This is a genomic window from Fusicatenibacter sp. (assembly GCF_977045365.1).
Genome location: NZ_CDRRUH010000011.1, coordinates 1 through 26,589 on the forward strand (window position 1 = coordinate 1; position 26,589 = coordinate 26,589).

At 45.5% G+C, this 26,589-nt stretch carries 25 protein-coding genes; 10 read left to right on the forward strand and 15 right to left on the reverse strand.

The genetic code is table 11. From position 1 onward, the window contains the following. Together ACY2VW_RS04120 and ACY2VW_RS04125 are read left to right on the forward strand one after the other, a co-directional pair. Window positions 1–467 (forward strand): DUF3990 domain-containing protein (locus ACY2VW_RS04120; protein WP_461877151.1); only part of this gene is annotated, 467 nt, incomplete at its 5' end. After that, on the forward strand, window positions 460–924 hold the full coding sequence (locus tag ACY2VW_RS04125; RefSeq protein WP_025581125.1) for a hypothetical protein: 465 nt from the start codon (window positions 460–462) through the stop codon (window positions 922–924). The genes ACY2VW_RS04120 and ACY2VW_RS04125, both read left to right, overlap by 8 nt. Window position 925: 1 nt before the next feature. Here the strand turns inward: ACY2VW_RS04125 and ACY2VW_RS04130 are convergent, their stop codons facing one another. After that, window positions 926–1,117, reverse strand: a complete 192-nt coding sequence (locus ACY2VW_RS04130) for a hypothetical protein (RefSeq protein ID WP_147422252.1) — start codon at window positions 1,115–1,117, stop codon at window positions 926–928. A gap of 77 nt (window positions 1,118–1,194) precedes the next feature. On the opposite strand from ACY2VW_RS04130, the gene ACY2VW_RS04135 reads away from it, so the two are divergent. Beyond that, the gene (locus ACY2VW_RS04135) at window positions 1,195–1,794 is read left to right on the forward strand and encodes a transglutaminase domain-containing protein (protein WP_461877152.1); all 600 of its coding nucleotides are present in this window, start codon (window positions 1,195–1,197) and stop codon (window positions 1,792–1,794) included. A gap of 111 nt (window positions 1,795–1,905) precedes the next feature. Here the strand turns inward: ACY2VW_RS04135 and ACY2VW_RS04140 are convergent, their stop codons facing one another. Next, a complete protein-coding gene (locus ACY2VW_RS04140; RefSeq protein ID WP_461877153.1) occupies window positions 1,906–2,880 on the reverse strand; it encodes an HNH endonuclease in 975 nt (324 codons plus the stop codon). Then, complete coding sequence (locus tag ACY2VW_RS04145) at window positions 2,858–4,780, reverse strand: hypothetical protein (RefSeq protein WP_461877154.1); 1,923 nt, start codon at window positions 4,778–4,780, stop codon at window positions 2,858–2,860. The genes ACY2VW_RS04140 and ACY2VW_RS04145 overlap by 23 nt, the downstream gene beginning before the upstream one ends. Before the next feature lie 237 nt (window positions 4,781–5,017). Between ACY2VW_RS04145 and ACY2VW_RS04150 the strand changes: the two genes are divergently transcribed. After that, complete coding sequence (locus ACY2VW_RS04150; protein WP_461877155.1) at window positions 5,018–6,499, forward strand: IS1182 family transposase; 1,482 nt, start codon at window positions 5,018–5,020, stop codon at window positions 6,497–6,499. A gap of 68 nt (window positions 6,500–6,567) precedes the next feature. On the opposite strand, the gene ACY2VW_RS04155 is transcribed toward ACY2VW_RS04150, so the two are convergent. The 3 genes from ACY2VW_RS04155 to ACY2VW_RS04165 all read right to left on the reverse strand — a co-directional run bounded on the left by ACY2VW_RS04155 (window position 6,568) and on the right by ACY2VW_RS04165 (window position 10,838). Continuing rightward, entirely contained in the window at window positions 6,568–8,169 is a 1,602-nt protein-coding gene (locus ACY2VW_RS04155) for an ABC transporter substrate-binding protein (RefSeq protein ID WP_461877156.1), read from the reverse strand. A gap of 274 nt (window positions 8,170–8,443) precedes the next feature. Continuing rightward, on the reverse strand, window positions 8,444–9,631 hold the full coding sequence (locus ACY2VW_RS04160; RefSeq protein ID WP_461872933.1) for a hypothetical protein: 1,188 nt from the start codon (window positions 9,629–9,631) through the stop codon (window positions 8,444–8,446). A gap of 94 nt (window positions 9,632–9,725) precedes the next feature. After that, window positions 9,726–10,838: a M20/M25/M40 family metallo-hydrolase gene (locus tag ACY2VW_RS04165; RefSeq protein WP_461872934.1), complete on the reverse strand. Its 1,113-nt coding sequence runs from the start codon at window positions 10,836–10,838 to the stop codon at window positions 9,726–9,728. Window positions 10,839–10,980: 142 nt separating this feature from the next. On the opposite strand from ACY2VW_RS04165, the gene ACY2VW_RS04170 reads away from it, so the two are divergent. After that, the gene (locus ACY2VW_RS04170) at window positions 10,981–12,267 is read left to right on the forward strand and encodes a hypothetical protein (RefSeq protein ID WP_461872935.1); all 1,287 of its coding nucleotides are present in this window, start codon (window positions 10,981–10,983) and stop codon (window positions 12,265–12,267) included. Between the two features lie 23 nt (window positions 12,268–12,290). Continuing rightward, on the forward strand, window positions 12,291–13,448 hold the full coding sequence (locus ACY2VW_RS04175; RefSeq protein WP_461877157.1) for a M20/M25/M40 family metallo-hydrolase: 1,158 nt from the start codon (window positions 12,291–12,293) through the stop codon (window positions 13,446–13,448). A gap of 18 nt (window positions 13,449–13,466) precedes the next feature. On the opposite strand, the gene ACY2VW_RS04180 is transcribed toward ACY2VW_RS04175, so the two are convergent. Then, a complete protein-coding gene (locus tag ACY2VW_RS04180; protein WP_461877158.1) occupies window positions 13,467–13,865 on the reverse strand; it encodes a hypothetical protein in 399 nt (132 codons plus the stop codon). A gap of 235 nt (window positions 13,866–14,100) precedes the next feature. On the opposite strand from ACY2VW_RS04180, the gene ACY2VW_RS04185 reads away from it, so the two are divergent. The 3 genes from ACY2VW_RS04185 (at window position 14,101) to ACY2VW_RS04195 (ending at window position 16,819) form a co-directional block, all read left to right on the forward strand. After that, on the forward strand, window positions 14,101–14,319 hold the full coding sequence (locus ACY2VW_RS04185; RefSeq protein ID WP_461877159.1) for a FeoA family protein: 219 nt from the start codon (window positions 14,101–14,103) through the stop codon (window positions 14,317–14,319). Between the two features lie 51 nt (window positions 14,320–14,370). Then, window positions 14,371–16,314, forward strand: a complete 1,944-nt coding sequence (locus tag ACY2VW_RS04190; protein WP_461877160.1) for an EAL domain-containing protein — start codon at window positions 14,371–14,373, stop codon at window positions 16,312–16,314. Between the two features lie 85 nt (window positions 16,315–16,399). Next, a complete protein-coding gene (locus ACY2VW_RS04195; RefSeq protein WP_461872940.1) occupies window positions 16,400–16,819 on the forward strand; it encodes a MerR family transcriptional regulator in 420 nt (139 codons plus the stop codon). A gap of 320 nt (window positions 16,820–17,139) precedes the next feature. On the opposite strand, the gene ACY2VW_RS04200 is transcribed toward ACY2VW_RS04195, so the two are convergent. From ACY2VW_RS04200 to ACY2VW_RS04225, 6 genes are all read right to left on the reverse strand, one after another. Continuing rightward, a complete protein-coding gene (locus ACY2VW_RS04200) occupies window positions 17,140–18,045 on the reverse strand; it encodes an SIR2 family NAD-dependent protein deacylase (protein WP_461872941.1) in 906 nt (301 codons plus the stop codon). Window positions 18,046–18,195: 150 nt separating this feature from the next. Next, window positions 18,196–18,978 carry a protein-ADP-ribose hydrolase gene (locus tag ACY2VW_RS04205; RefSeq protein WP_461877161.1) on the reverse strand — a complete coding sequence of 261 codons (783 nt, stop codon included), beginning with the start codon at window positions 18,976–18,978 and terminating at the stop codon, window positions 18,196–18,198. A gap of 79 nt (window positions 18,979–19,057) precedes the next feature. Then, entirely contained in the window at window positions 19,058–19,669 is a 612-nt protein-coding gene (locus tag ACY2VW_RS04210; protein ID WP_461877162.1) for a pyridoxamine 5'-phosphate oxidase family protein, read from the reverse strand. A 46-nt stretch (window positions 19,670–19,715) separates the two neighbouring features. Continuing rightward, window positions 19,716–20,111 carry a pyridoxamine 5'-phosphate oxidase family protein gene (locus tag ACY2VW_RS04215; RefSeq protein ID WP_461877163.1) on the reverse strand — a complete coding sequence of 132 codons (396 nt, stop codon included), beginning with the start codon at window positions 20,109–20,111 and terminating at the stop codon, window positions 19,716–19,718. A 198-nt stretch (window positions 20,112–20,309) separates the two neighbouring features. Continuing rightward, the gene (locus tag ACY2VW_RS04220) at window positions 20,310–20,606 is read right to left on the reverse strand and encodes a hypothetical protein (protein ID WP_461877164.1); all 297 of its coding nucleotides are present in this window, start codon (window positions 20,604–20,606) and stop codon (window positions 20,310–20,312) included. Beyond that, window positions 20,554–20,751, reverse strand: a complete 198-nt coding sequence (locus ACY2VW_RS04225; RefSeq protein WP_461877165.1) for a hypothetical protein — start codon at window positions 20,749–20,751, stop codon at window positions 20,554–20,556. The genes ACY2VW_RS04220 and ACY2VW_RS04225 overlap by 53 nt, the downstream gene beginning before the upstream one ends. A gap of 161 nt (window positions 20,752–20,912) precedes the next feature. Between ACY2VW_RS04225 and ACY2VW_RS04230 the strand changes: the two genes are divergently transcribed. Next, window positions 20,913–21,290 (forward strand): winged helix-turn-helix transcriptional regulator, encoded by a 378-nt coding sequence (locus ACY2VW_RS04230; protein ID WP_461877166.1) that lies wholly within the window; start codon window positions 20,913–20,915, stop codon window positions 21,288–21,290. 62 nt (window positions 21,291–21,352) lie between these two features. Here ACY2VW_RS04230 and ACY2VW_RS04235 read toward each other — a convergent pair whose 3' ends face one another. Both ACY2VW_RS04235 and lacZ read right to left on the reverse strand, forming a co-directional pair. Then, window positions 21,353–23,383, reverse strand: a complete 2,031-nt coding sequence (locus tag ACY2VW_RS04235; RefSeq protein ID WP_461877167.1) for a beta-galactosidase — start codon at window positions 23,381–23,383, stop codon at window positions 21,353–21,355. 155 nt (window positions 23,384–23,538) lie between these two features. Further along, window positions 23,539–26,577, reverse strand: coding sequence for a beta-galactosidase, LacZ type (gene lacZ / locus ACY2VW_RS04240; protein WP_461877168.1), 3,039 nt, complete (start codon window positions 26,575–26,577; stop codon window positions 23,539–23,541). Window positions 26,578–26,589 lie beyond the last annotated feature (12 nt).

Below are 26,589 nucleotides of genomic sequence, written 5' to 3' on the forward strand. Positions count from 1 at the left end.
TAGCCTGGATCGCAGAGGTCATTGCCAACAGGGGAACAAGCCTGGAGAGTGCTGAAATCACAGGTTCGCGGATTGTAGAAATGTACCGTATTTCTACAGCAGATTTTGATATTATCAAAGGCTATCGCGCAGATGACAGTTATACACAGGTCATAGAAGCTTTTTTGCTAAATCAGATCAATATTGAAGAAATAAAGAAACTTTTCTATAAAGGTTCTCTTGGTAATCAGATATTTTTGAAATCACAAAAAGCATTTAAACAAATTGAATGGAAGGATGCATGGCAGGTATACAAAGACGAATCAGATGTAACAGCTGATTTTCACGCTCGCAGAGAAGTAAATCAATTTCTTTCTGCAAGAAACCGTGCAATTTTGCTGGAAGGATTCGAAGTTCCGGGAATTACGGTGAGAACTGCTATGGGGAAATTTTTACTCTATCATCAGGAGGGCGATTTTTATGAATAATCCGGCGTATGATTCAGGTTACCTGAACAGTGCAAAACTATCTGGAAGATATTTATTTAAATTGATAGCTCGAAACTGTTCTGACTGTTTTGGTATAATCTATAAATATATGAAAAGTGATTATCGTAGATATATGGATATGGGGAATCCCCTGTATTTATGTAAAACTCCGAAACAGATTATGGGAAATATGGGAATTACTGTAGATTTAAATGCAGAAATAAGTAATACTTATGATGAATTTATTCTGGAATGGATGTCTGACTGCTATATTACTCTGCAATGGAAGTACCGGCTCTGGTCTTCTGAAATAATTGACATTGTAAAACCGGAAAAATTATATAAGCAGTATTATCCGCTGCACGAAACATCTCTTACCAATGCGGTTACAAAAATATATGAGATTTATCATTTGAAAGACTTATATATGCATCATAGTGAACTACTCGGCAACTGAGTTACCAGAGCATCTGAAATGCTGTTTTTAATCCATCAAAATCCATATAATTTGTCTGGCATAAATCCCTGACTTCTTTTTCCGTAAAGCCAACATATTCTGCCAGAAGCCCCGGTTCCAGCATTGAAAATTCACGAAAGTCTGTCAATGCAGACGGTGTTCCATATTTTTTTATTGGCAGGCTTCCTGTCATATAAGAACCTGCCAGGAACTGAGATATCTGTACCCCTTTAAACAGTGCACGAAATAACCGGATATACGATTTTTGCAATGCCTCATCTGCAGAAGCTTCGCGGAACAGAGAATGTAAATGGGAAAAACATATATAGTGATAAGAGCGTAGCCAGAAAGATAACCTTAAAATCTCCTACTGTAAAAGGTGATTATAGTTATGGCAGTGTGTATGGTCCATATCTGGATACTGCCCATCTGGCGCAGGTAAGAAGTGTTGTACAGAGCTTTAAACTGAATTATATCCGGAAAGGAATGTCAGATTATGATAAAGTCCTGACTGCTTTTAATTATCTCCGTAGCAATTGTAGATATGCATACAGGGGATGGCAGTATAATTATGCAAATACAGCCTGGGGTGCACTGGTATATGGAGAGGCACAGTGTTCCGGATATGCAAGAGCCATGAAAGCACTCTGTGATGCGAGCGGGGTAGACTGCCGTTACATTCATGCAAATGCCAAAGCCAGTAACCCAAGCCACCAGTGGAATCAGGTAAAGGTTGGTGGTAAATGGTACATCCTGGATGCTCAGTCAAACGGCTTTCTTCTCGGGACAAATACCTGGATAAAACAGGCCGGGATGTCCTGGGATACAAAAGGACTGCCAACCTGTAGTAAAACAGATTATAAGAGATAAAGACTTTCTTTTCGTCTTCGGATGTTATGTTATTTATATAAAAAAATCCAGAATATAAGCCCAGAATCGTTGAATTTTCAGCATTCTGGGCTTAAGTTGACCACATTGCGGTCAGACCCCTTCGGTACTTGTGTAAAATTGTATATCAAGATCTTCAAGTATATCTTTTGTCAATTTCGATAATGGATTCTGAATTAAATTTTCTTCTCGCATGTCATTCATATAAACTAAATTTTTAACATCATCTATGGAATCAAATAATTGAGGATAACCTTTGTAAAGAGAGTCTATATGTTCTTCGGAATTTATGTATGAATTTTTTAATATTTTCAGGATATATGCTTTATGTTCATTATACAAATCTTGTAAGTGTAATATCTTTATCTGTGTGCTAAGTGGCTGCTGAAATTTTTCCGAAGTTTCAATAGAAACATTAAAAGATTTTTCTAATCCATAGATCAATTTAACAAAACTACCATTATCTTTTAAATGTATATGAAATATTGTACTATCTCCTACACCTTGCTCATATGGATATAAGATAGGTCTAATTCTAGTATCGTGATCTGACTTGGCTAAATTACATATGCTACAGCAGGGAACCAAATTCCATATAGATAATGCTAAAAAAGGATATTTCGATTTCGGGAAATAATGGTCTAATGTAGGACGTACTTTATTCCGTTTTAAAGTTGAAGTATATTGTCTATTACAGTAAGGACAGGTTTGAACATCCATGATTTCTAATATTGAATATATAGAGTTCTGGGAACTATTGCGAGTTATTAAAGAATATTTAAAAAAATTATTAAGTAATGCCTTGTTTTCTCCTGATTCTATTTTAAAAGTATTTATATAAGATAACATTTGTGCTCTATCTGCTAGAATATACTTTTTAAATGATTCCATCTGAAACCTACCCTGTTCATCATATAAAAGTTTTGCTAATTCAGGGCACAATTTTTTTAGCTCTTCAAATCCATCCATGAATGATTTTTTAATACTGGGATGTCCTTGATTTACAAGTTCCCAGTATTTTTCTTCTATAAATTCTCTTTTTTCTTTAGTCAGTGTTATTTTTATCATATTTTTTTAAGTTTTCCAATTCTTCTATTATAGTAGCTGTCTGTGCCTGCTTTTTCTTTAGTAAAGTAATAGCTTTTTCAATGTCGTTGTTCTCGGATGTATCAAATATATTTTCTATAAAAGGTTTTGGTCTTTTGAGAATGCGCAATAATTGATTCTTTATAATGTTGTCTCCAATATATTCAATAATTTTTAAATCATTTTTATCTGGTTCTACATTCGGATCTGAAATTTTATTTGCTAAAAAATTTATTTTATTATATGCAAATTCACCTATCATACCATTTTCATCCAAAAAGAAAGAATCTAAAAACATTTTATGAATATTACAGCCAAAAGTTTTATTAGATTTATTGATTACTTTTTTGTTTCTTAAATAAAGAACATTTTCTCTTGGAAAATCAGATAATAATATTGGAGAATGTGTCGCTATCAAAATGTGAATGGAAACCCTTTTATCAGCAATGCTTGTAATAAAATTTGTTAGGTTTTTAACATATTGTTGCTGCCATCGAGGATGTAAAAGCATATCTGCCTCATCAAAAATAAGTAAAATATTTTTTTGTGAATAATTATCGTTAATTTTTAATAATTGTTGATGCTCATCTCCATACAAATTTGTGTATAAATTAAGAAAATAAAACTCTCCTGAACTAATATTAAAAGAAAATTCTAAATACAAAAACGGAAAAGAAGTTGCCTTATATAAAATAAAAAACTCATTAATAAAGTTTTTATTAGCTTCGTCTAATTTGCAATATAATGAGTTCCAAGCAGTGTTTTTCATTTGCTCGGAGTTGTGTTTGGTTTTTATCCATTCAATAAATTTAACAGCGTCTTCAATTTGGACGGGGTAATTATTGTTAAAATTAATTTTTTCTTTTAACATTTTTAAGAAATAATGACCCACGTCGAAAATATCTTTTTTAGTATTTAAGTTTTGTCTAACTTCACATAGTACTCTTGAAACACCAGAACGTTCTTTTTCTTTATTTTCTCCTGATGTTTGTTCTACGCATAAACTTCGTATTATATTGAGCATTATATTTAATATAACATTGACAACAAATGAACAAGTAGCTGCATATTCTTTTTGGATTGCATTTGTCATTTTAAGCAAAGATTCTTTTAGAGATGGTTCTTTTAGGGATGATTCCTTTGGGAATAATTCTATAAGTGCCGACTCATTCTGCTTATAACTAATTACTGTAATATGAACATAATTTAAATCAGGTCCCCCAGCTTCTACACATTTTTTATATCCCTCAGAAAATCGGAAGTTTAATATTTTTTCATCCTCACTTAAAAAATAATTTCTTAATTCACTTCCTCCTGAAATATACTTCATATCTTTTTTAAATTGGAAATTTTGTCTTATTAATGCACCGGCTGAGGCATCATAAACATTTCCATCCTTAATAAATTGATAATCCCTGAGTGAAAGTGCATTAGTAAAATAGCCTATGTTATAGTTTGTTAATTTTTTAAATGTATTTTTATTTGATAAATCAATAATTTCAAAATTTTTATTTGCAGATGCTTTCAAAAGCTCAGCATATTTATGTGTTGCATAGCAAATATAACAGTCTGACGTATCACTAAGTATTATAAAAAAATCATCTTCTATATTGGAAGGAGGATTTTCTATATATGATAAAATTTTTATAATATAATTCATCAATTGTGTTTTTCCAGATCCGTTTTCACCGACTACAGCCATAATATCCAAAATATTATCTCCCCAGAATTCAGAAATATATAAAGGATTTTCTTGAATTTCTATTTTATCAGGTGATGTATTATCGTATTTTACAATATATTTACTATTTAATTGATATCCGGTATTGTGTTCGACCATGTCATCACCATCATTCCAAATATATAAAAGATGCATTTTCATAAACTGCCTTTCCGTAAAAAGCAACAGTATACTATAAAACATACTTATTAACTTTCGCTTTTTATTTTTAATTTTATTGTTTTTACAAAGAATAATCAATGAAATTTTGTAAAAAAGAAAAACTCCAGCCATTTCTGGCTGGAGCCAGACTGTAGACAAAGCCCTGCTTTTGCAGGGTTTTGCTATTGTTGGAGCCGCTTTTCTGATATAATAAATATCAGAAGGGCGGTGTTTTTTATGATGACGAAAAATGCAGATAAAAAAAGAGAACAAATGATGATGTTTTCCATGGATGACATGGTACCTCAAAACCATATGCTGCGATTGATTGATAAAGCAATCAATTGGAACTTTATTTATGATCTGGTTGAAGAAAAATACTGTCCGGATAACGGTCGTCCCAGTATGGATCCCGTCATGCTGATAAAGATACCATTCATTCAGTATCTCTATGGGATAAAAAGCATGCGTCAGACCATGAAAGAGATTGAGGTAAACGTTGCATACCGCTGGTTTCTCGGACTAGACATGTTAGATCCAGTACCTCATTTCTCTACATTTGGAAAGAATTATACCCGCCGTTTCAAAGATACAGACCTTTTTGAGCAGATCTTTTCAAAGATTCTGGAAGATTGTATGAAATATAAGCTTGTAAATACAGAACAGATCTTCGTGGATGCAACACATGTAAAAGCCTGTGCAAACAGTAAAAAAATGCGTAAGCGGGTTGCACACGAACAGGCTCTCTGGTATGAAGAGGAATTAAATAAAGAGATTGAAAAAGATCGTCTGGCACATGGAAAAAAGCCATTAAAGAAAAAAGATGATAACCAGCCACCTGCATCCGGTGGAACCGGAAATGATAAGGATTCTATATCTGAAGAACTTCCTGAAGATGTGAAAACACAAAAATGCAGCATCAGCGATCCGGAAAGTGGATGGTTTCGAAAGGGTGAACATAAACACGTTTTTGCATATGCAGTAGAAACTGCTTGTGATAAACATGGCTGGATCCTTGGATATACAGTACATCCTGGTAATGAGCATGACAGTCGTACTTTTAAAGCATTATACGATAAGATATCTAAACTGAATCCGCAGATGGTAGTTGCAGATGCAGGATATAAAACTCCGGCAATCGCTCATCGGCTGTTGGAAGATGGAATTCAACCACTTTTTCCGTATACCCGTCCCAAGACCAAAGAAGGCTTTTTCGGAAAACACGAATTCGCATATGATGAATACTATGATTGTTATATATGTCCGGGAGCACATATATTGACATACAGTACAACAAACAGAAGTGGATATAAAGAGTATAAAAGCTGCGGTGAACATTGTGCTGAATGCCAATGTCTTTCAAAATGCACAGAAAGTAAGGATCATATAAAACTGATCACACGTCATGTATGGGAAGAATATATGGAAGTGGTAGAAGACATTCGGCACACGATCGGAAACAGACAGATCTACCAGTTAAGAAAAGAAACCATAGAGCGGATCTTCGCTACAGCGAAAGAACAGCATGGATTTCGATATACACAGTATGTAGGAAAAGCACGGATGGAAATGAAAGCCGGGCTTACCTTTGCATGCATGAATTTGAAAAAACTGGCAAAGATCCTGGAAAAACGAGGTTGGAACACAGCCAGATTTTTGTTGATTTTGAAGAAAATAAAAAGAAAAGAAGTTTTAAAAGAAAAATGGTGCTGGGCATAATCCCCAACACCAAGTTTGTCTACAGTCTGAAAGGAGGTAACCATACCTCCTTCGTCTGCTTTTTATTTTTATTCTTCGATTGTCCAGTCCTGAATATTCCAGAAAATACCAACGCCGTGGTGCCCCAGTACCGTATCTTTGGAAATGCCCTGAATTTCGGAATCTGCCACATAATTTGCATCAATATAGCAGATGAATGCATAGGCCGGATCTTCTGCCAGTTCTTCCTGGAATTTTCCGTAATATTCTTTCCGCACTTCCGGATCATCACTCTGTCGGGCAAGGGACAGATACTCATCTACTTTTTCATTGGAATAGCTCGAATAATTCGCCCCTTTGTCCGTGCCGAAAACCTTATATGTATGATCGTCCGCATCGAACGGGCTTCCCCAGCCGATCAGGCAGGCCATCTGTCCGCCCCAGTCCATCTGTGCCGGAATTTCTACGGTACAGTTGATTCCGGTTTCCCGGAGCTGCTGTGCTGCTGCCTGGGCAATATCAATGCGGTCCTGCTCACCGGACATCACGCTGATGACAAAACCGATTTCTTCGCCGTCCCGCTCATAGAAACCATCGCTGTTTCTGGTGCATCCGGCTACTTCCAGAATTTCCTGTGCTTTTTCCGGATTGTAATCGTAATGTTCTACGTTTTCGTTATTGTAAATGTTCCGCTGCAGCGGGCTGTATGCCGCCATTCCCTCTCCAAGAAGCACAGAATCGATAATAGCCTGGCGGTCAATCGAATAACAGACGGCCGGAATGATGTCCCTGTTTTTCGTCCAGTAATCATTCGCAAAGTTAAACAAGATTCCGCGGTAGTCTGCCGTTGTCATGTCGTAACAGGTAAAACCATCTTTTTCTTTGAAATTCTGCGCATTTTTCGGATCGAGCAGCGCCAGATCCAGTTCGCCGGATTCCAGCTGCATCGCCTGTGCATTATCATCTGGTACAATTTTGAATATGACCTTGTCAATCTTTGGTGCCCCAAGGTAATAATTCTCATTCTTTACCAGAACAATCGACTGGCCTTCGTCCCAGCTCTCCAGTTTATACGGGCCGGTTCCAACCGGTGCACGGAAGAAATCCGATTCCTGCATATTTTCACCTTCCAGCAGGTGCTTCGGCAGGATGGCCATCGTCATGTATTCCAGGAAAGCCACGTTCGGCTCGGAAAGGCGGAAGGAAACGGTGCTGTCATCTATAACTGTAATCTCTTCTACATCCTCATAATTTGGTGCATTTTCAGATCCGTTTTCCGGATCCATGATCGCTTCGATGGTGAATTTCACATCATCCGCCGTAAATTTTTCTCCATCATGCCACTGGATGCCGTCCCGGATATGAAAGGTGTAGGTGCAGGTTTCTGCATCGTACTCCCATTTTTCTGCCAGACCCGGAACAATGTTGTCATCCGCATCGTGTGCGGTCAGTCCGTTGAACAGCAGCAGATTAATTTCGCCGTGCTCATCCATCGCCGGATTGATTCTGGTATAATCAGCAGAACCGTAAACCAGGGTCGTTTCTTCCTCCCCTGTCTGGCCGGAAGAAGCTTCCGTCTCTGTTTTCGACAAATCTGTACTGTTGCTGTTTTTCCCGCTGTCCTGACCGCATGCCGCAAGGGATGCCGCAAGAGACACCATCAGCATCAAAGATAATATTTTCTTTTTCATCCTTTTCCTCCCATTTTCAGACCGTTTTTACCCGGACTGACCGCTTTTTTGCTTTGTACTCCCATGATCTGCGCGCCTGATCCATGTACTGTTCGTTCATTATATTTGATATTTCAGGCTCTCACAAGCCGGGTGGGGGGATATTTTTTTTCTTGTAAAGTTAATCGTCTCATGCAGAGGGAACTGCTCCGCATGCCAACACAAAACATGACCCTGACCAGAGGACTCTTCCTCTGCATCAAGGTCATGTTTCTTTTCCTATGATTTTAAAATTTTACAGCATATTGATAACAAATCCAGCCAGCATTGTGGACAGAACCGTAATAACCGTAATTCCTCCCACGACATACGGCACGTTTAAGGTATCTTCGATAAACGCTTTCTCCTCCGGCGTCTCTCCGACTGCATCGCCGACCTCTCGGCAGATGACCACGTTGCTCGGGAATCCGAGGAACTGCTCGACACCGATGCCGACAGCCAGATCCTTGTCGCCGACAAGTTTCCAGGTCGGGAGAACCCATCCAACCAGCGCAACACCGATCAGGGCTGCCACGAACAGAACGATCGTCTGGAATGCCATCGTGCCGAGATCACTTAAGGAAACCTTCGCCAGAGACGGGATGATGGAGCCAAAGACAGCAACCATCATGAGGCCGTAGGAGTTCGATTTCTGCAGCGGTTTCGTCGGAACGAGTCCGGAAGCGGCACAGGCAACACCGAGAAGCAGCGCCCAAATGCTGTAGTTGATCGGGGTCAGATCTCCAAGGATGTGGGCAACCCAGGAACCGGCGGCAACGAGTGCCATCATGACGTTGGCGGAATACCATTCTTTGTGTTTATCTGCAAAGGAAACTTTTGCGGAAGCACCGTTTCCGGTCTCCTGCTTTTTAAACTGCGCCGGATTCTCGCGGTATGCTTTCAGCAGTTTCTTTCCATAGCGGATACCCATGGCAGATGCGATCGGCGCACCGACAAATTTCTGTACGGAATAGATGACCGCACAGAGCGCTGCCGCTGTTGCCAGTCCTTTTTCTGCTGCGGCGCTTGCCATCAGCGAAGTTGCCATTGCAGCACCGTTGATAACCGGCATGCCGACGAGCACAGTATCAAATCCGATGATCGGGGATACCAGAAGCATCACAACGCAGGAAGCCAGCATACAGAGCGCCGCCATTAATACGGTTCTCCACTCCTCGATCAGCTGTTTTACGTTCAGAGTTGTTCCCATGTTGAACAATACCATCGCAATTGCCAGTTTTGATAACGCCGTAAGGCCTCCCTGGTCGATGATGTCCGCCGGGAACAGTTTCGTCAGAAAGCCTACCAGGAACAGGAGCATGACGACCATCATTCCGGACAGCTTTCCTTTTGTAATTTTACCGACAATGTCGCCAAGTGCAAACACGATCAGAACAATCATGAAGCTGGCGAACATTGCGTTGTTTGTTAAAATCTCAGCCATTTCTTTTTCTCCCTTGCTCTTTTTAATTTGAAATTATACATAATTTCCTTTTATTTTGCAAGTTTTATCCGATTTTATTTTATATTTTGCATATTTATGCACTCTTTCCAATTATCCGCGCCACCAGCTCTCCGGCCTTGCAGAAGTCATCGAGATGCAGATATTCTTCGATCGAATGATTCTTGAAATATCCCGTTGCGATACCGACACAGGTGATTCCCTTCTGATTGAAAATATTGCCGTCCATACCGCCGCCCCCGCCGTTGATCTGCGGCTCGATTCCCATTTCTTTCATGGATTCCGTCACAATCTGAATCATCTCGGAGTCCTCCGGGATGAAGAACGGCAGGAAAGTGTTTTCTCTTTTAAATTCCACACGCGCGCCGCGCTTCTCTGCGATTTCACGGCAATGCGACTGGAAATACGCTTCATAGCGGTCGAGTTTTTCTCCCGACCGGCTCCGCATCTCTCCGCGCAGGATTGCGTGGTCGCAGACAACGTTCATTGCCTTGCATGTTTTGGACCAGAGGTGAGAAAAGTTCGACGTTGTATTTTCATCCAGTCTTCCCGTCTCCATCGTTGCGAGCATTTCCGCCATAATTTTTGCCGCATCAATGCCTTTCTCCGGCTCATTTCCCGCATGGGCTGCCTTGCCGAAAACCTGTGCTTCCAGAAGGGCACGTCCCGGCGCCCCATTTACAATTCGGCCGATGCGTCCCGGGGAGTCGAGCACATACATCGTTTTTGATGTCAGAAGGCTTACATCAAACGCTTTCGCACCGTACAGACCGGCTTCCTCACCGACCGTAAAGAGGATCTCCAGTTTCGGAAGTGCTTTACCGGATTCGATGGCCTGCCGCACACCCTCTAAAATGGCTGCCACACCGGACAGATCATCCGCCGCCAGAATCGTGTCGCCGGAAGAACGAAGGATTCCATCCTCCTCCACCGGTTTGATTCCAATGCCGCCCGGCACACGGTCCATATGAGAACAGAAACAGACAACACCGTCCCGCTCTCCTTCCCGTACCGCCAGAACATTGCCGCACACGCCGCCAAACGTATCCCCGGCCTCATCCCGCGTAATCGAAAATCCCATCTGCTTCAGCTTCTTCACCAGACATTCCGCAATTTCCGTCTCCTGCCCGCTCGACACATCAATCCGCATCAGCTCGGTCAGTTCATCCAACATACGTTGATTTTTCATTTCTTTTCCACTCTCCATTCTTGAAAAAAATTTTCAAAAACAATTCTTCTACATCTTACCATTTGCCTTTCGTCCTTAATAGGTGTAAAATTATGCCATAATTCATTTTTATGTCTTTAATTCTCGGAAAGGAATTTTATATATGAAAATCGGCGTAACAGGTTCTGACCATATCTGCGACAGGATTCAGAAAACGCTGGAGAAGCGCATGCCGGACCTTGAAGTGGTCTACCGTCGTTCCAACGACTACCGGTACGGTCTGGAAGCGGCTGCCCAGTTTCAGAAAGAAAACGTATCCGGCATTATCTTCACCGGACCGACAAACTATCACTATGCTTTAAAGCGTCTGGAACCCACCGTTCCCTGGACTTTTCTTCCGCACAATCAGGCTTCCATCTTAAAAGCGCTCGCGGAATCTGCTGTCCGTTATTCCTGCGTACCGGATATCATCAGCATCGATATGTATGAGGAACAGCTTGTGCAGGAAACACTGGAAGAAATCGGCATTTCCAATGGCCGCGTCCTCGTGGCACACGGCTCTTCTCCCGATCAGGGTGATTTTCAGGATGCGCTCACAGATTTTCACCGCTACAATTATTATCACAATGGGGCAAAAGTCTGTTTTACTAACATGGAAAAAACATATGAAATGCTGGCTGCAGAAGGGATTCCCTGCATCCGCATCTCTGTCTCCGAGGATGTAATTCTGGAGCAGGTTTATCATCTTCAGTTTCTGGAAAACACGGCGCGGAACAATCGCGGACAGAGCGCTTCTGTGCAGATCTATTTTGATTACTCCTTTGACCAGGAGACGGATCTTACGCTCCGCGAATGGGAGAAAATTCATTATCAGAATGAGATGCGCGAACTGATCTACTCTGCCGCCCACCGCATGGGTGCCGCTGCATTTTCTGAGGGTGCTTCTATTTTTTATATCATGTCGTCTCGTCCGGTTCTGATGCGGGAATTTATACAGAACGGGGAATATCAGAAAATTCTGTTTCACGGACAGCAGACTCCGCACAACCGGCTGTGGATCGGTATCGGCTACGGAGACTCCCCCATGGAGGCGAAATCCCGTGCAGCAATGGCACTCAACCACTCGATCGCGGACCGTTCCGGCGCGAACTATATTGCGGAGGATGAGCATCAATTTACCAAAATTAAAATGGATGATCCAACAGATCACACAGCGTACCTTCTGCACCGGCTTCACATCAGCAGCAGTACGTATGAAAAGCTGAAAGAGATTCTGCAGTCGCATGACCAGGAAATCACTTCTGCCCAGCTCGCCGCAGAGATGGGGATCACGGAACGGAGCGCAAACCGGCTGATTCTGCGGCTGGAACAGGAAAACTGCGTGACCACGATCGGCAAAATCAGCGGCGGCAGGGGACGGCCGGCACGGATTATGAAAATCACTTTATAAAAGATAAGAAATGGAGAATGGTTATGGATAAAAGAAGAGAACAAGCATTTGCCTATCTTGAGAAAAATGAACACAGTATGATGGAGCTGCTGAAAAATCTTGTCTCCATTGAAACGCCTTCGGCTGACCGCGAGGCAAATGAGCGGATTGCGGCGCATCTTGATACGTACTGTGATGCGCTTGGTATGGAGCGGGAGATTCATCATTTTGAGAAGGCCGGTCCGACGTTTGCGGCGTGGACACGGGCGCAGGAGAAGAAACCGATTCTTCTGCTCGGACATATGGATACGGTTCACGCGGTTGGAAAATTTGGGCCGGAACCGTTTCTTGTAAAAGATAACCGTGTGTACGGACCTGGTATTTATGATATGAAGGGCGGCGATGTCATTGCGCTGTTTGCGCTCCGCGCGCTGAATGCGGTCGGATATGAAGACCGCCAGATCAAACTGGTGCTCACCGGTGATGAAGAAGTCGCCCATGCGTTTTCCCACGGCGAGGCCGGAAAACTTGTCGAGCAGTATGCCAGCGGCTGTGAGGCGGCTTTTAATCTGGAATCGGGTTATACCAACGGAGAAGTGACCACGAGACGAAACGGCGGCGCAATCATCCGCGTCAAAGTAAAAGGAAAAGCTGCTCATGCCGGAAAGGAGCCGCAGAAAGGTGCGAGTGCAATTCTGCAGGCGGCGCGCATGATTACGGAGATTGAAAGCCGCTCAGTTTTCGGCTATCTGTCCTTCAACTGCGGCCGCATTTTGGGCGGAACCGGGGCTAACGTTATCCCGGATTCCTGTGAGTTTTCCATCGGTATCCGATACGCCGCAAATGCGCAGTATGAGGAAGCCATCGCTTTCTTAAAAAATCTCTGCGAGCACGTCACTGTTCCGGGCACAAGCTGCACGATGGAACAGAACGGCTACTACCCAGCCATGGAAATGGTCGACGGCGCTGACCGCCTCCTCTCCCTCTACCAGGAAAGCTGTCAGCTCCTCGGCGAACCAATCCCGCAGGGCATCCAGCAGAGCGGCTGCTCCGACACTTCCTTCGTCACCCGCATCGGAATCCCCGCCCTCTGCAGCCTCGGCATCCAGGGCGCAGGCGCACATTCACTTGATGAGTATGCGATCCCTTCCTCGCTGCTGACACAGTGCAAGAAGCTGGTGGCTACGATTTTGGCAATGTAAAATGCCTCTTTTCATAGTTTACCCAATCACATCCGTAACCGCATTCACCGCTTTCGCCACAAAGCTGATCGTCTTTTCGCTGAACACTTCCCCGTCTTTTGAAATCGAAACGTGTGCCAGTCCGATCTCATCTTTCTCGCTTGCTTCCGTGCTGCCCATGAGGGTGGTCCATTTGATCTGGACATCGTCGGCGGTGATGGCGTGGTCGCATGGTACGATGTACTGTGCTTCATCGAACAGCGGCGAATTGGATTCCGCATAGACGATGATGTCGTTGTTTTTTTCCTGATAGACCCGTACCGCGTAATTTACCAGGTCTTTTTCATCCGTAATATAATCCTTGTTCGGCGATACGGTTTCTTCGCAGATCAGGCTTGCATCTTTTGGAATGGTATTCTTCTCTTTCGTTTTGGTCATCCCGATCATCAGCATACAGTTGCAGAGCGCCGCGATCAGAACTGCAAGCAGCAGGATTTTTATTCTATAGCAAGACCCGAAAATAAGAAACGCAAAAATGCATCCGCCCCACGTAAACCATTTTTGAAAAAATTTCTCAATGGAAAAGTTTTCTATTTTGTTCCAAATATGTTATGCTATACTATCCGTTAGGCAATTCTAACTCGATGTGCTCTCGTAATAAAGGAGGAACTGCATGCCTTTAAATTTAACCGATTTCAATCAGTTTTACGTCATCAATAAAATCTGCGGTCAGGAAAAACAGCGCCATTATCTGGAGTCGCTTGGGTTTGTTCCCGGGGCCAGCATTTCGATTTTGTCGGAGCTTCACGGCTATTATCTCGTTATGGTGAAGGGCAGTAAAATCGGGCTGGATAAGAGTCTGGCCAAGAAAATTATTGTGTATGCCCTTTGACCGATGGCAGGGTTCACTTTTTGCATACGCATTTAGAAAGTATGGAGTATTATGGAAAAGAACAAAAAAATCATCAAACTGTGCTATCTGCAGATCGCATTCTATGTCGTTTTTCTGACATCGCTGTTTCTGCATTTCAAGCGTGGGCTGGATCACCGCGCCTTTGCGCTTCTGATTATCCTTACGCTGCTCGGCTGCGCCTCTGCACTGACGCTTACCGATTATCTGAAAAGCCTGATCCGCCGTTCCGGCTTTGATGTCGCCGGCGTGCATGATAAAAAATCGCTGGAAGAAAAGCTCCTCCAGCTTCAGAATGCGGACGACACTCTCGATGTCGGCGTGATGATGTTTGATATGAACAATTTAAAAATGATCAACGACACGTACGGCCACGAAGAAGGCGACGTCTTTATCCAGACCTTCGCCTCCTATCTGACCCGCATTCTGACCGAGGACAGTTTTCTGGCGCGGTTCGGAGGCGATGAATTTGTCATTATCCAGAATCATGCGACCTGGAACCAGCTGGAACAGATGAATCTCCAGCTGCAGACGATGATCGACACCTACAATCAGGCGGCGGATCGCCCGCTGAGCTACGCCGTTGGTTATGAGCTGAGCTGCAAAAATCATTATTATCTGATCATGGATCTGCTGCAGATGGCAGATGAAAAAATGTACCAGGACAAGCGGTATAAAAAGCAGCTCCAGAAAAACGGGCTGCTGGCCGCACGCCGCAGTATGCTTGCCGAGAGCATTTCCACGGATTCTTTAAAAGAAAAGATTTTCACGCTTCTCAATAACAGAAGCGAAGAAAAGCAGTACGCCTTCCTGATGACGGATGTCGACAATTTTCATCTGATCAACGATTACTGGGGCTATGAGACGGGTACGAACATTCTGAATTTCATTCTGAAAAAGCTGGAACTCTTTCCGCAGACGCTCTTTGTGAACCGCTATCACTCCGATATCTTTGTCGGCATCATCGATATCACCGGACAGGATCCGGCCGTGGTGCGGGAAAAGATTTCCGCCTATCACAAGCAGGCGGTCCGCGAAGTGCTGGAATCGTACCCGCTGAATTACATGACGCTGAACACTGGCGTCTATTATCTGAATGACACGGACACACCAGCGGAGGAAGTCATCTCTCATGCCAACATTGCGCGGCGGCGGGCGAAGGAAACTTCCACCTGCGTCTTTGAATACAACGCCGAGCTTGCCAGCACGGAGCAGAAACGTGCGGAGACGATTCATTCCTTCCAGAATGCCCTTGCGAAAAAGGAATTTCAGATTTATTTTCAGCCGAAAATCAGCGGAAAAACGCAGGAAATCGCAAGCGCTGAGGTACTGGTACGATGGCTGCGCGAGGACGGCTCGCTCTGGTTCCCGGACAGCTTTCTGCCGATTCTCGAGGAGACCGGGGAGATTGAATCGCTCGACTATTATGTGTATAATGCTGCTTTTCAATGGCTCGCTGACCGCCGGGAAAAAGGACTTCCGCTGCTGCCGCTCTCGCTGAATGTGTCGCCGGTTCATTTCCGCAAAATCGATACGTTCACACAGCGGATTACACAACTGCTCGATTATTATCAGATTCCTTCGAAGTACCTGGTTTTTGAGATCACAGAGACGACGTACATTCATAATATTGATGCCGTCAACCAGATGATCCGCTTTTTCCACGACCGGAATATCCGCATTTCCATGGACGATTTCGGATCGGGGTATTCTTCTTTGAATTCGCTGAAGGATATTCTTTTTGATGAAGTTAAAATTGACAAACATTTCCTCTCGGCAGGCCTTTCTGAAAAAGGAAAAATTGTGCTGGAGGAGATGTTCCATCTCCTAAAGCGCACGGACAAATGGATTGTCTGCGAGGGTGTGGAGACGAAAGAGATGGTAGATTTTCTGATCGCCGAAGGATGCGACGAGCTGCAGGGATTCTATTATTATAAACCGATGGAACAGAAAAAATTTGAAGAGCTGATTTCTTGACAAAGTCCGAATTCTATACTATGGTTATCCTACCCGGTAGTTACTACCGATTTAATTCTGTTATCAACTTTGTTGGGAGGTATGCATGATGTATTCCATGAAAGAAGCCTGCGTTCAGACAGGCATGTCGTATGAAACCCTGAAATTTTACTGCAAAGAAGGCCTCGTCCCGAACGTAAAACGCGACAGCCACAATTACCGCGTTTTCGACGACCGCGACATCAAATGGATCCAGAGCCTCGGCTGCCTGAAGCGCTGCGGCATGACGCTGGCGGAAATGAAAGAATATCTCGCCTACTGCCTCGAAGGCCCATCCTCCATTCCGGAGCGTAAAGAAATTCTCGCGGTAAAAAAAGAAGCGCTGCTCGCATCAATGGAAGAACTGCAGAAAGCCATTGATTATATCGACTGGAAACAGAATTTTTACGATGATGTCCTGTCGGGCAAAATCGAATATCACAGCAATCTGATTTCCGATGAAGAGATTGCACAGAAGGCACAGTAGTCCTTCCTATCCTATGCAAAAAACGGCGCCGATCTTTTTACAGATCAGTGCCGTTTTCTCATTTTTTCTCTTCTTTCCTCCACCGTCTCCATGCGTCGTCTGCGGAGCTGTTCGTTTACTTCGGCTGCGGTCCGCATACTCTGTCCGAAATCGACGATGTGCCACAGGATTTTTGCTCCCAGGATAACGGACGCAATTCATCTCCCACCTTAGAGGTCGAAGTCTTCTTGCTGGAAGAGGATAAATCTCATCAATCATGTCATCATCTCGTCACGTAAGTGACGTGATTAATTTTCTCGAATATTATATGTTTTTCCGTCTCAGATCCGATCCAGCACTTCCCCAATATCCCCTTTAATGCACACCGCTCTGTCACGGATCAGATCCGGGACACGCATATCGCTGGTGTTGATGCAGACATAAAGATTATCTTTATCTTCTGCTGTCATGCTGAAAAATGGATATTTGATGATTCCCGGCGTGTTGTATCCCACGCCGAGTTCCAGATACAGGATATGGCCCCTGTTGTGACGAAGCAGGAAATCAATGCGTCGGCTGGATGCCTCATGCCAGCCTTTATCTTCCACAAACGTGTCATCCGCGCGCAGATTCATGCTCATCGGTTTTCCGCAGTGTGGGCAGTACGGCACCAGTTCGGATGGGATCCGCATACTCAGGTTTCCGTTCTCCGGCGGAACAAGGCTTCCGTCTTCCAGGATCTGATACCCCTGGGCAAGCAGCATCTTTCGAATGATTTCTTCATTGTCATACGTTTCCTTGCAGCACGGCTTGGAGCACTGAAACAGGCCGTAATCTCCCTGCGTGTAAAACAAACGGTTTTTATCAAATCCGGCTTTCTGGAAGCAGTGGTCTACATTTGTGGTGATGACAAAATAGCTCTTATTTTTCATCAGGCTGAGCAGTTTCTGGTAAACCGGTTTTGGCGCGTCCTGATAACGGTTGATGTAAATGTATCTGCTCCAGTACGCCCAGTATTCTTCCAGCGTATCGTAAGGGTAGAAGCCGCCAGAATACATATCGTGGAAACCGTATTTCTGTTCAAAATCCGCAAAATATTTCCGGAACCGCTCACCGCTGTAGGTAAATCCGGCCGATGTCGAAAGCCCGGCCCCGGCTCCTATTAAAATCGTGTTTTTTTCCTGCAGTGCGGTGCGAAAACGCTCCATCTTTTTTTCAAATTCTCTTTCTTTCCAACTTTCAAACATTGCAAATTCACCTCTTCTTTATTTTCTGCTTTTATTTTAAATGAAAACTGCTCGCTTCACAAGTAAGCACTTTTTTGTAACTCATGTATGGAAAAAGCAGCCGCTTTTCAACATCAAAAAACGACTGCTCTGTTTCCCATTCTTCCGCGATTACTTTTCTCCCAGCAGTTCCTCGTAAATCTCCCGGTCGCGGTCCTTGAACACGTTGAAAATCACCTTCTCCACGCTCGTCTTATTCTGCGCCAAAAACTCTTTCACCGTCGCAACGGCAATCTCTGCCGCTTTCTCGTTCGGGAAATGAAATTCACCGGTGGAGATACAGCAGAATGCCACACTTTTCAACTCATTCTCCGCTGCAAGCGAAAGGCACGACCAATAGCAGTCCGCCAGCTGTCGGCAATGCGTTTCCGTCAGCCGTCCTCCGACAATCGGACCGACCGTGTGGAGCACATAGCGGCACGGCAGATTATACGCCGGTGTGATTTTCGCCTGCCCTGTCGGCTCCGCGTGGCCCTGCGCTTCCATCATCTCCTCGCAGTACAGCCGAAGCTGCACGCCTGCAAACGTATGGATGCAGTTGTCAATGCACCGGTGATTCGGCACGTAGCAGCCGGTCATGCCGCTGTTCGCTGCATTCACAATCGCATCGCACCGGAGCGCGGTGATGTCGCCCCGCCAGAGATACAGCCCCGGCTGCACCGGCGTAAGCTCTTCAATATCCGTCACACCCTTTTTCGCCGTCTCCTCCTGCAGATACGCATCCTGGATTTTCAAAAATTCCGCACTGCTCTTTTTCGCCATGCGCACATTCATCAGCCCCCGCAGAAGCTGTCTCTGCCCGGTGCTGTCGGACGGGATCTGTAAATCGTGGTACTCCTGACTCTCATCCAACAGTGACTGGATCAGAAAATTTCGTCGTTCACTCTGGTTCATGTTATTTCCTCATTTCCGTCGTTTCTATAGACTCTATCTTATCACTTTTCCCATAAAATCTGTAGATAAAAGAAGCGGGTTACTGCCCTCTTTTACGGATTGTTCCTTTCGGGCATGTCTCCGCGCACCGGCCGCAGTGCAGGCACTGGTGCTGGTCGATCACGACCGGGATGCGGGTGATGTCGATGCATTTCTGCGGACAGACTGCAAAGCAGAGCTTGCAGCCAATGCATTCGTTTCCCACTTCGTATTCGGCCATCGACTGCTCTGCGCCGCCGATCAGGATCGTGTCACGCACGATATGCGACGGATCGCTGATGTCAAAGTATTCTCCCTCGGCTTCGTACAGCCGGAACACCTCAAGTGCTGCGCGCGTATCGCCTGGATAAATTTTCTGCATGTATGGATTTTTTTCGAAAATTTCATCCAGCTTTTCGCTGTGGATGTTCTGAATTCTGCCGCGGAGAGAGACTGCTTTTTTATCTTTTGTCGCGGAAATCGCCACGTAGCCCTGCTCCATGAGCTGCGCATAAAAAGCTTTTCCTTTTGCGGTCAGAAAATACACTCCTTTCTCATCCCACAGCATCATGTCGATCACGCGGGTCTGTGGATGACCGTCTGCGCCGATCGTTGCCATCGTGGTTGAGTGCATCTCCTCCACTAACATTTTCAGATAATCATTTCTCTCCATAGCGGCAGATTCCTTTCTCTTTTTACTTCAAATTCATAGCGACAGATTAAAACTCGTACGGCGGGTTTCCGGAAAAGTCTGCGATTACACCGTGTGCATTGTCCAGATAGAATACCTCGAAAATCGGGTTGTCAGCAGTCTGGTACTGGCCTTTTACGATCGGGTTCTGGATGCACATTTCTTTTGCGGCCATGTTTTTTTCAAACACTGCCGTTCCGTGCAGACGGATCCATGCGTAGGACGGGCTGGAAACGGAAATTTCAATTTCCGGGTTTTCCTGCATATCTTTGTAAACATCTTTGGTGTTGTTGGTGCAGAACCACAGTTTTCCGTCAAGCTCACCTGCAAACATAAACGGACGGCATTTTGCCTTTCCATCGCGGCCTACCGTTGCCAGATACTGTACTGGATTCTCACTTAAAAATTCTACTACTTTGCTCATTTTACTTTCCTCCATTTTGAATATTTTTTAGATTGTTTCTTTTGAAAGATTGTTTTCTCTTTCGATGGTTCTATCATAAATCCACAGAGGCTTTTCGTAAAGTAAGCACAATATTGTGGTGTAGTTACCAAAAGGAAACTATTTCCGTATTCCGCCGTTTTTCCCGCGGTACGCTTTCTCTTCGTTCCTTTTTCTGTTTTATTCCATATATCCCTGGAAACTGTTCTTCGTTTCAAAGTCAATGGTCTCTTTCATCGCTTCATTCACATCAAAGGCATTTCCGATTTTCTTCGTCTGCTCGGTATAATCTGCCGTCTCAAACGCACGGTCATACGCAGAGCGGAAGCTCTTATAGTAATTCAGCTCTGCTCCGAAATATGGATTCGGCTGAAGCATCAGGCTGTTGTATGCGCGGATGATGCCGGACAATACCACAAACACCTCATCCAAAGATGCTGCGAAACGGATCGCATGGCTTGCCGCGGTCATCTTCATTTTCGATCAGATCCGGGTCAACGGTATTGCGTACCCATTCCTGACACAGTTTTAACCCTCTGTTCTCAATGCAGCCGGTGAAGGTCACTGCAAAAAATGTCAGCCGTTCCAGAAACGTACCTGGATGTATCAGTGCCTGATCCAAAACCTCCTGATAGGTTTCCCGGCTCAGTGCAAAAATTTTTCCTTGCACTTTATTTTTAAACGGTATAATATAATACTCAAAGTATCCAAAAGATACTATTGTGTAAAACCACCTGTTCTGCAGACTCTTCACTCTTTTTTTATCACAGGAGGGATTCTCTTATGTCATCTGTTGAAAAAACACCCGTTACTCTTGTCGATCTTCCGCCCTGCCCGGTGGAAACTACGCTGACTCTGATCAGTGATAAATGGAAGGTTCTGATCCTGCGCGATCTGCTGCTCCACGGCACGATGCGGTTCGGTGAGCTGAAAAAATCCATCGGCCATGTCTCCCAGAAAGTTTTAACTTCCCAGCTCCGCCAGATGGAACAGAGCGTTCTGGTCAACCGTAAAGTTTACGCCGAGGTACCGCCGCGTGTCGAATATTCGCTGACGGAACTCGGTTTCAGCCTCCGCCCGATCATGGACGCGATGTGGGACTGGGGCGAAGCGTACAAGAAAAAGCTGGCGCAGGAGGAAGACGCCGCCGCAAATGCATGAACGAAAAAAGTCTGTTGAGAAACCGCCCATTCTGGTTCTTCTCAACAGACTTTTCTTCTCTCTTATCTTCCTTTCAGCACAATCGTCTTCCAGCTTCCGATTGTTCCGTCATACGTTCCCTGCCATACTGGGTAACGCTTCGTTGGGAGTTGGATTGTAACCGCCTCCCGGTTGAAATTCTGGACAAACACGTACCGTGTTCCGTCCTTCTGCTCGCGCATCGTGACTTCCACGCCTTCCGGAACTTCTTCTACGATCCGCTCCACACCGGCCTCTTCTGCCAGTTTCCGGCAGACTTCATCGTACAGTCCCTGTTCGAAGTCCGCACAAACGGCATACGCTTTTCCCTTTCCGTACACATTCCGGGTCAGTGCCGGCATGCCTTCATAGAAATCCTTTCCGTATGTCATCAGTGCTTCCGCTGTAGAAAGTTTCACCAGCTCGCAGAGATGACTGCAGCGGTATGCCCGTTCCAGATGCAGCGGATTTTCCGGTTCCGGGATTCCTTCGTTCCATTCGCCATCGTACAGTCCGTCAATCTCCATACTCCGGAATCCCATCACATCCATCAGGTCATGCGGTGTTCCGCCTAAGTAACAGAGATCCGTCTCATCCACAATGCCGGACCAGTAAGTCAGCAGAAAAATTCCGCCGTTTTTCACAAAGTTCCGAACCTTCTCTGTCCATCCTTCCCGCAGCAGATACACCATCGGCGCCGCCACCACACGGTACCCGTTAAGGCTCCTCGTCTCGTCAATCACATCCACATTGATGCCCAGTTTCCGGAATGCCTGATATGGCTTTTCCACGGTTTCTTTATAAAAAACACCTGCATTCCGCGGACCCGCCGCATCTTCCACCGCCCAGCGGTTTTCGACATCATAAATCACGGCTGCTTCCGCCGGGTTCTGCGAACCGTTCACTTCCTGCAGCTGCTCCAAAGCTACGCCGACTTTTGTCACTTCACAGAATACCCTGGTATCCGATCCGCCATAATGGTCGATCACCGCTCCATGAAATTTTTCGGATGCACCGCGGCTCTGCCTCATCTGAAAATACAGCACACTGTCCGATCCATGCGCAACCGCCTGCAGCGACGCGGCCTGCAGCATGCCTGGTTTTTTCAGCTTGCTGACCGACTGCCAGTTTGTCGCGGAAGGACAGCTCTCCATCAGATAAAACGGCTTTTTCTGAATGCTCCGCATAATGTCGTGCTGCATGCCCGTATCCGTCGCTGTTACCGTCTCCGCCTCTTTATGCCAGGTCGGATAATTGTCCCAGGATACAAAGTCAATCACATCGGCAAACTTGTAGTAGTTCAGTCCGGTAAAGTTATACATCATATTGATGGTAGACGGCTGTTCTGCCCCGGCGTCCCGCAGCGCTTTGATTTCCCATTTTACAAAATCCGCGGTCTGATCCGTCACAAACCGTTTCCAGTCCAGGTTCAGTCCGTGCAGCGAAGAATCTCCTTTCGGGGACGGACTTTCCACCTGATCAAAGCTCTGGTACGTATGACTCCAGAATGCCGTATTCCAGGCGCGGTTCAGCTGATCCAGCGTGCCGTATTTCTTCTTCACCCAGCCGCGGAACGCCTCCTGGCACAGCGGGCAGTGGCACTCTCCGCCATATTCATTCGAAATATGCCATGCAATCACGCCAGGGTGGTCTTTGAACATTTCCGCCAGTTTCGTATTGATGATTCTTGTTTTTTCCCGGTAAACCGGTGAGGTATAGCAGTGATTGTGGCGCTCTCCGTACAGATTCCGTTCTCTCGCTGCATTGACACGGAGCACCTCCGGGTATTTTTCCGCCATCCAGCGCGGTCTTGCCGCCGTCGGCGTGGAAAGCATGACCACAATTCCGTTTTCGTACAGGCGGTCAATCACCTCTTTTAACCATTCCAGACGGAAAACTCCTTCCTCCGGCTCTAAAAATGCCCAGGAAAATATGCCAAGCGAAACCTCGTTGATTCTGGCTTTCTTGAAATACGCCAGATCCTGTTCCAGAATCTCCGGATAATCCAGCCACTGTTCCGGGTTATAATCGCCCCCGTGCAGGAGCTTTCCAAAATTTACCTCTTTACCACGCATCTGTTCTGTCTCCTTTATTTCACGAACAGCCCATCCTTCCTCCGCGCAGAATGAGCTGTTCTACAAAATTTTCTGCCTTTGCTGTCTGTTTCTGATCCAGAAATTCAAAAATCAGTCCGCCTGTTCTGCTTTTCGGCTTTCTGGAACATCTTACATCAGATTCCCTTAAACGTAAAGGTAAACTCCAGTTTTTTATCAATCGGAATCAGGTACTCCGGATGGGTCTGTGCACCCCAGCTGTCGTCTCCGCCAACACCCATCTGCTGTTTTGCCACGCGCACAACGGTGTAATGTACCTGCGGCAGTTCATACGGATGCATCGCATTTTCCAGCTCGTGCGGTGTGTACGGCAGTGCGGAAAATTCCATCTTGTCGCCGCTGAACATCATACCGCGGCCCTTGCGGTTCGTCACGGTTGCCCAGCGTACACCAACCTTGTTGCCGCACTCCTGCGGAACGAGATATTTCGCCATATTGTCTTCGACTTTATTCTTATAAACGCCAAGCTTTGCTCCGGCACAGCGGTCCACATACGTCTCCTCCGGTCCCATACCGTACCAGGTTACATGGTCGTAATCGGCATCCAGTTTGAACATCACGCCAAATTCCGGCATATCGCCGAGCTCTTTCACCGGATCATACGTCAGCGTCGTCTGAATGCTTCCATCGCCGAAGACACGGTAGGTCAGACGGCACTCGCTCGCCGGTGTGGTCGGCATTACATAGCGGTAGCTGACTTCTGCGCAGTCCTCGTGTACTTCAATTTCCGGCGCATACAGTCCCGGATAATGGCTGCCGTTCGGATATTTGTGGGACAGATACATCGAAGCAATCTTCCACTGGCTGTAACGCATCGGCATCAGGCTTCCGCAGTCATTGTCGATCGGCGCACGCCAGAAGTTCGGTTTCGGAATCATTTTGATCATCTCAACGCCGCCGTAACGGTACGATACGAGTCCGCCGTTCAGATCGGAGAACATCACATCGAAATTCTCGCCGCGCACACCAAAATCATGGTTGGAACGGATCACTTCAAATTTCGCCGGTTTTTCTGCTTTCGCCGGTGCTTCCACTTCATAAACACCCTGTCCGAATGCAACTTCATGGCCGCGTCTGCCCCATACGGTATCTTCTTTCAGGCGGAAGGAAACGGTCACCGCATACTCGCCCGGAAGGGTCTGTACGGCAATCGGAAGCTCCACTGTTTTTTCGGAAAGCGGCTCCACGGAAATTTCCATCGGCACTTCTTTCAGTTTCTTTCCTTCTTTTTCGAGAATTACCACGCAGTCAAACGCATCGGTATTCACAAACAGGTTCTTATTTTTTACAACTGCTTTGTCTTTCTGTACATCCACAGCAATGTTCTGATAGCAGAATTTTACTTCCTGCATCTTCGGGGAAGCATCGCGCTCGCCGCCGTATACAATACCATTTCCGCTGAAATTGTAATCGCATGGATGATCATCAAAGTCTCCGCCGTACGCCTGAAATTCTTTTCCGTAGCGGTCTTTTTTGTAGATTGACTGGTCGATATAATCCCAGATAAAGCCGCCCTGGAACAGCGGTTCTTCCTCGGCAAGATCCATATATTTCTTCATGGCACCGCAGGAATTTCCCATTGCATGAGCATACTCGCAGCAGACATACGGTTTTCTTCTGTCTTTCGATAAAAATTCCCGGATCTCATTGACGGTCGTGTACATCCGGCTTTCCATATCGCTGGTGTCGTTGTATCTGCGGTCGTCATTAACTCCTTCATAATGAACGAGACGGGTCGGGTCCATCTTCCGGTACAGCTGGGACATCTCGAAAATAACTTTTCCGCCGAACGATTCATTTCCGCAGGACCAGATCAGAATCGCCGGATGGTTTTTGTCTCTCTGATACATCGAATTGACACGGTCGAGCATACAGTCCATCCACTCCGGGCGGTCGCATGGTACAACACCGGAGAAATCTCCGCTTCGTACCGCATCCGTATCTCTCGTTCCATGGGACTCCATGTTACACTCCGCGATCATGTAAAGACCGTATTCATCGCACAGATCATAAATGCCGACCGCATCCGGGTAATGGCAGGTACGGATTGCATTGATGTTGTTCTGTTTCATCGTTGTCAGGTCTTTGATCAGCTCTTCTCTCGAAACGACACGGCCGGATACGGAGCTGAACTCGTGGCGGTTGACGCCTTTAAAGACAATCCGCTTTCCATTCAGCATCATGATGTGGTCTTTCATCTCAAAGCGGCGGAATCCGACTCTCTGCGGAATCAGTTCCTGCACCGTTCCATCCTCTGCGGTGACTTCCAGCAGAAGATCATACAGCACCGGTGTCTCTGCGGACCACAGTTCCGGGTGATCGACTTTCAGGACAAACTGTGTTTCCCCATCCAGCACACCTTCGGTGCTCTGCAGTACCGTTCCGTCTTTTGACAGGGTAATTTTTACCTTTCCTTTTCCGATCGTTTTCGTATCGATGACCAGATCTGCCTTCGTAAACGTATCATCCAGCAGCGTCTGTACTTTCAGATCCGAAACGTGAACCTCCGGAATCGTGTACAGATACACATCACGGTAAATACCGGAGAAACGGAAGAAATCCTGATCCTCGCACCAGCTTCCGCTCGTCCATTTGAAAACCTGTGCTGCCAGTTTATTTTCGCCCTCTTTCAGATACGGGGTCAGTTCAAACTCGGACGGAGTAAACGTATCCTCGCTGTAGCCAAGGAAGGTTCCGTTCAGCCATACGGCAATACCGCTCTCTGCTCCCTGGAAGGAAACAAAAAGCCGTTTTCCTTTCATCTGATCCGGCACTTCAAAATATTTCACATAGGAAGCGGTCGGGTTGAACCGCTCCGGAATCTCGCCCGGCTGGATTTCTTCTCTTCCTTCCCACGGATACTGCACATTGGCATACTGCGGTGCGTCGTATCCTTCCATCTGGATATGCGCCGGCACGCGGATATCATCCCATTTTGTGCAGTCATACTCCGGTGTCTCAAATCCCGGAATCGTGCTCTCGTAGTTCTTTGCGTAGTGAAATTTCCACAGTCCGTTCAGACTGTGACGGAAGTTTTCCACATGCTGCTCCATTTCTTCCACCGATCCATAATACCTGTGGTCGGAATGCGCCGGCACCCGGTTTTCTCCATAATACGTCGGGTCCTTCACTTTTTCATACTGAAATACACTCATTTTTATTTTCCT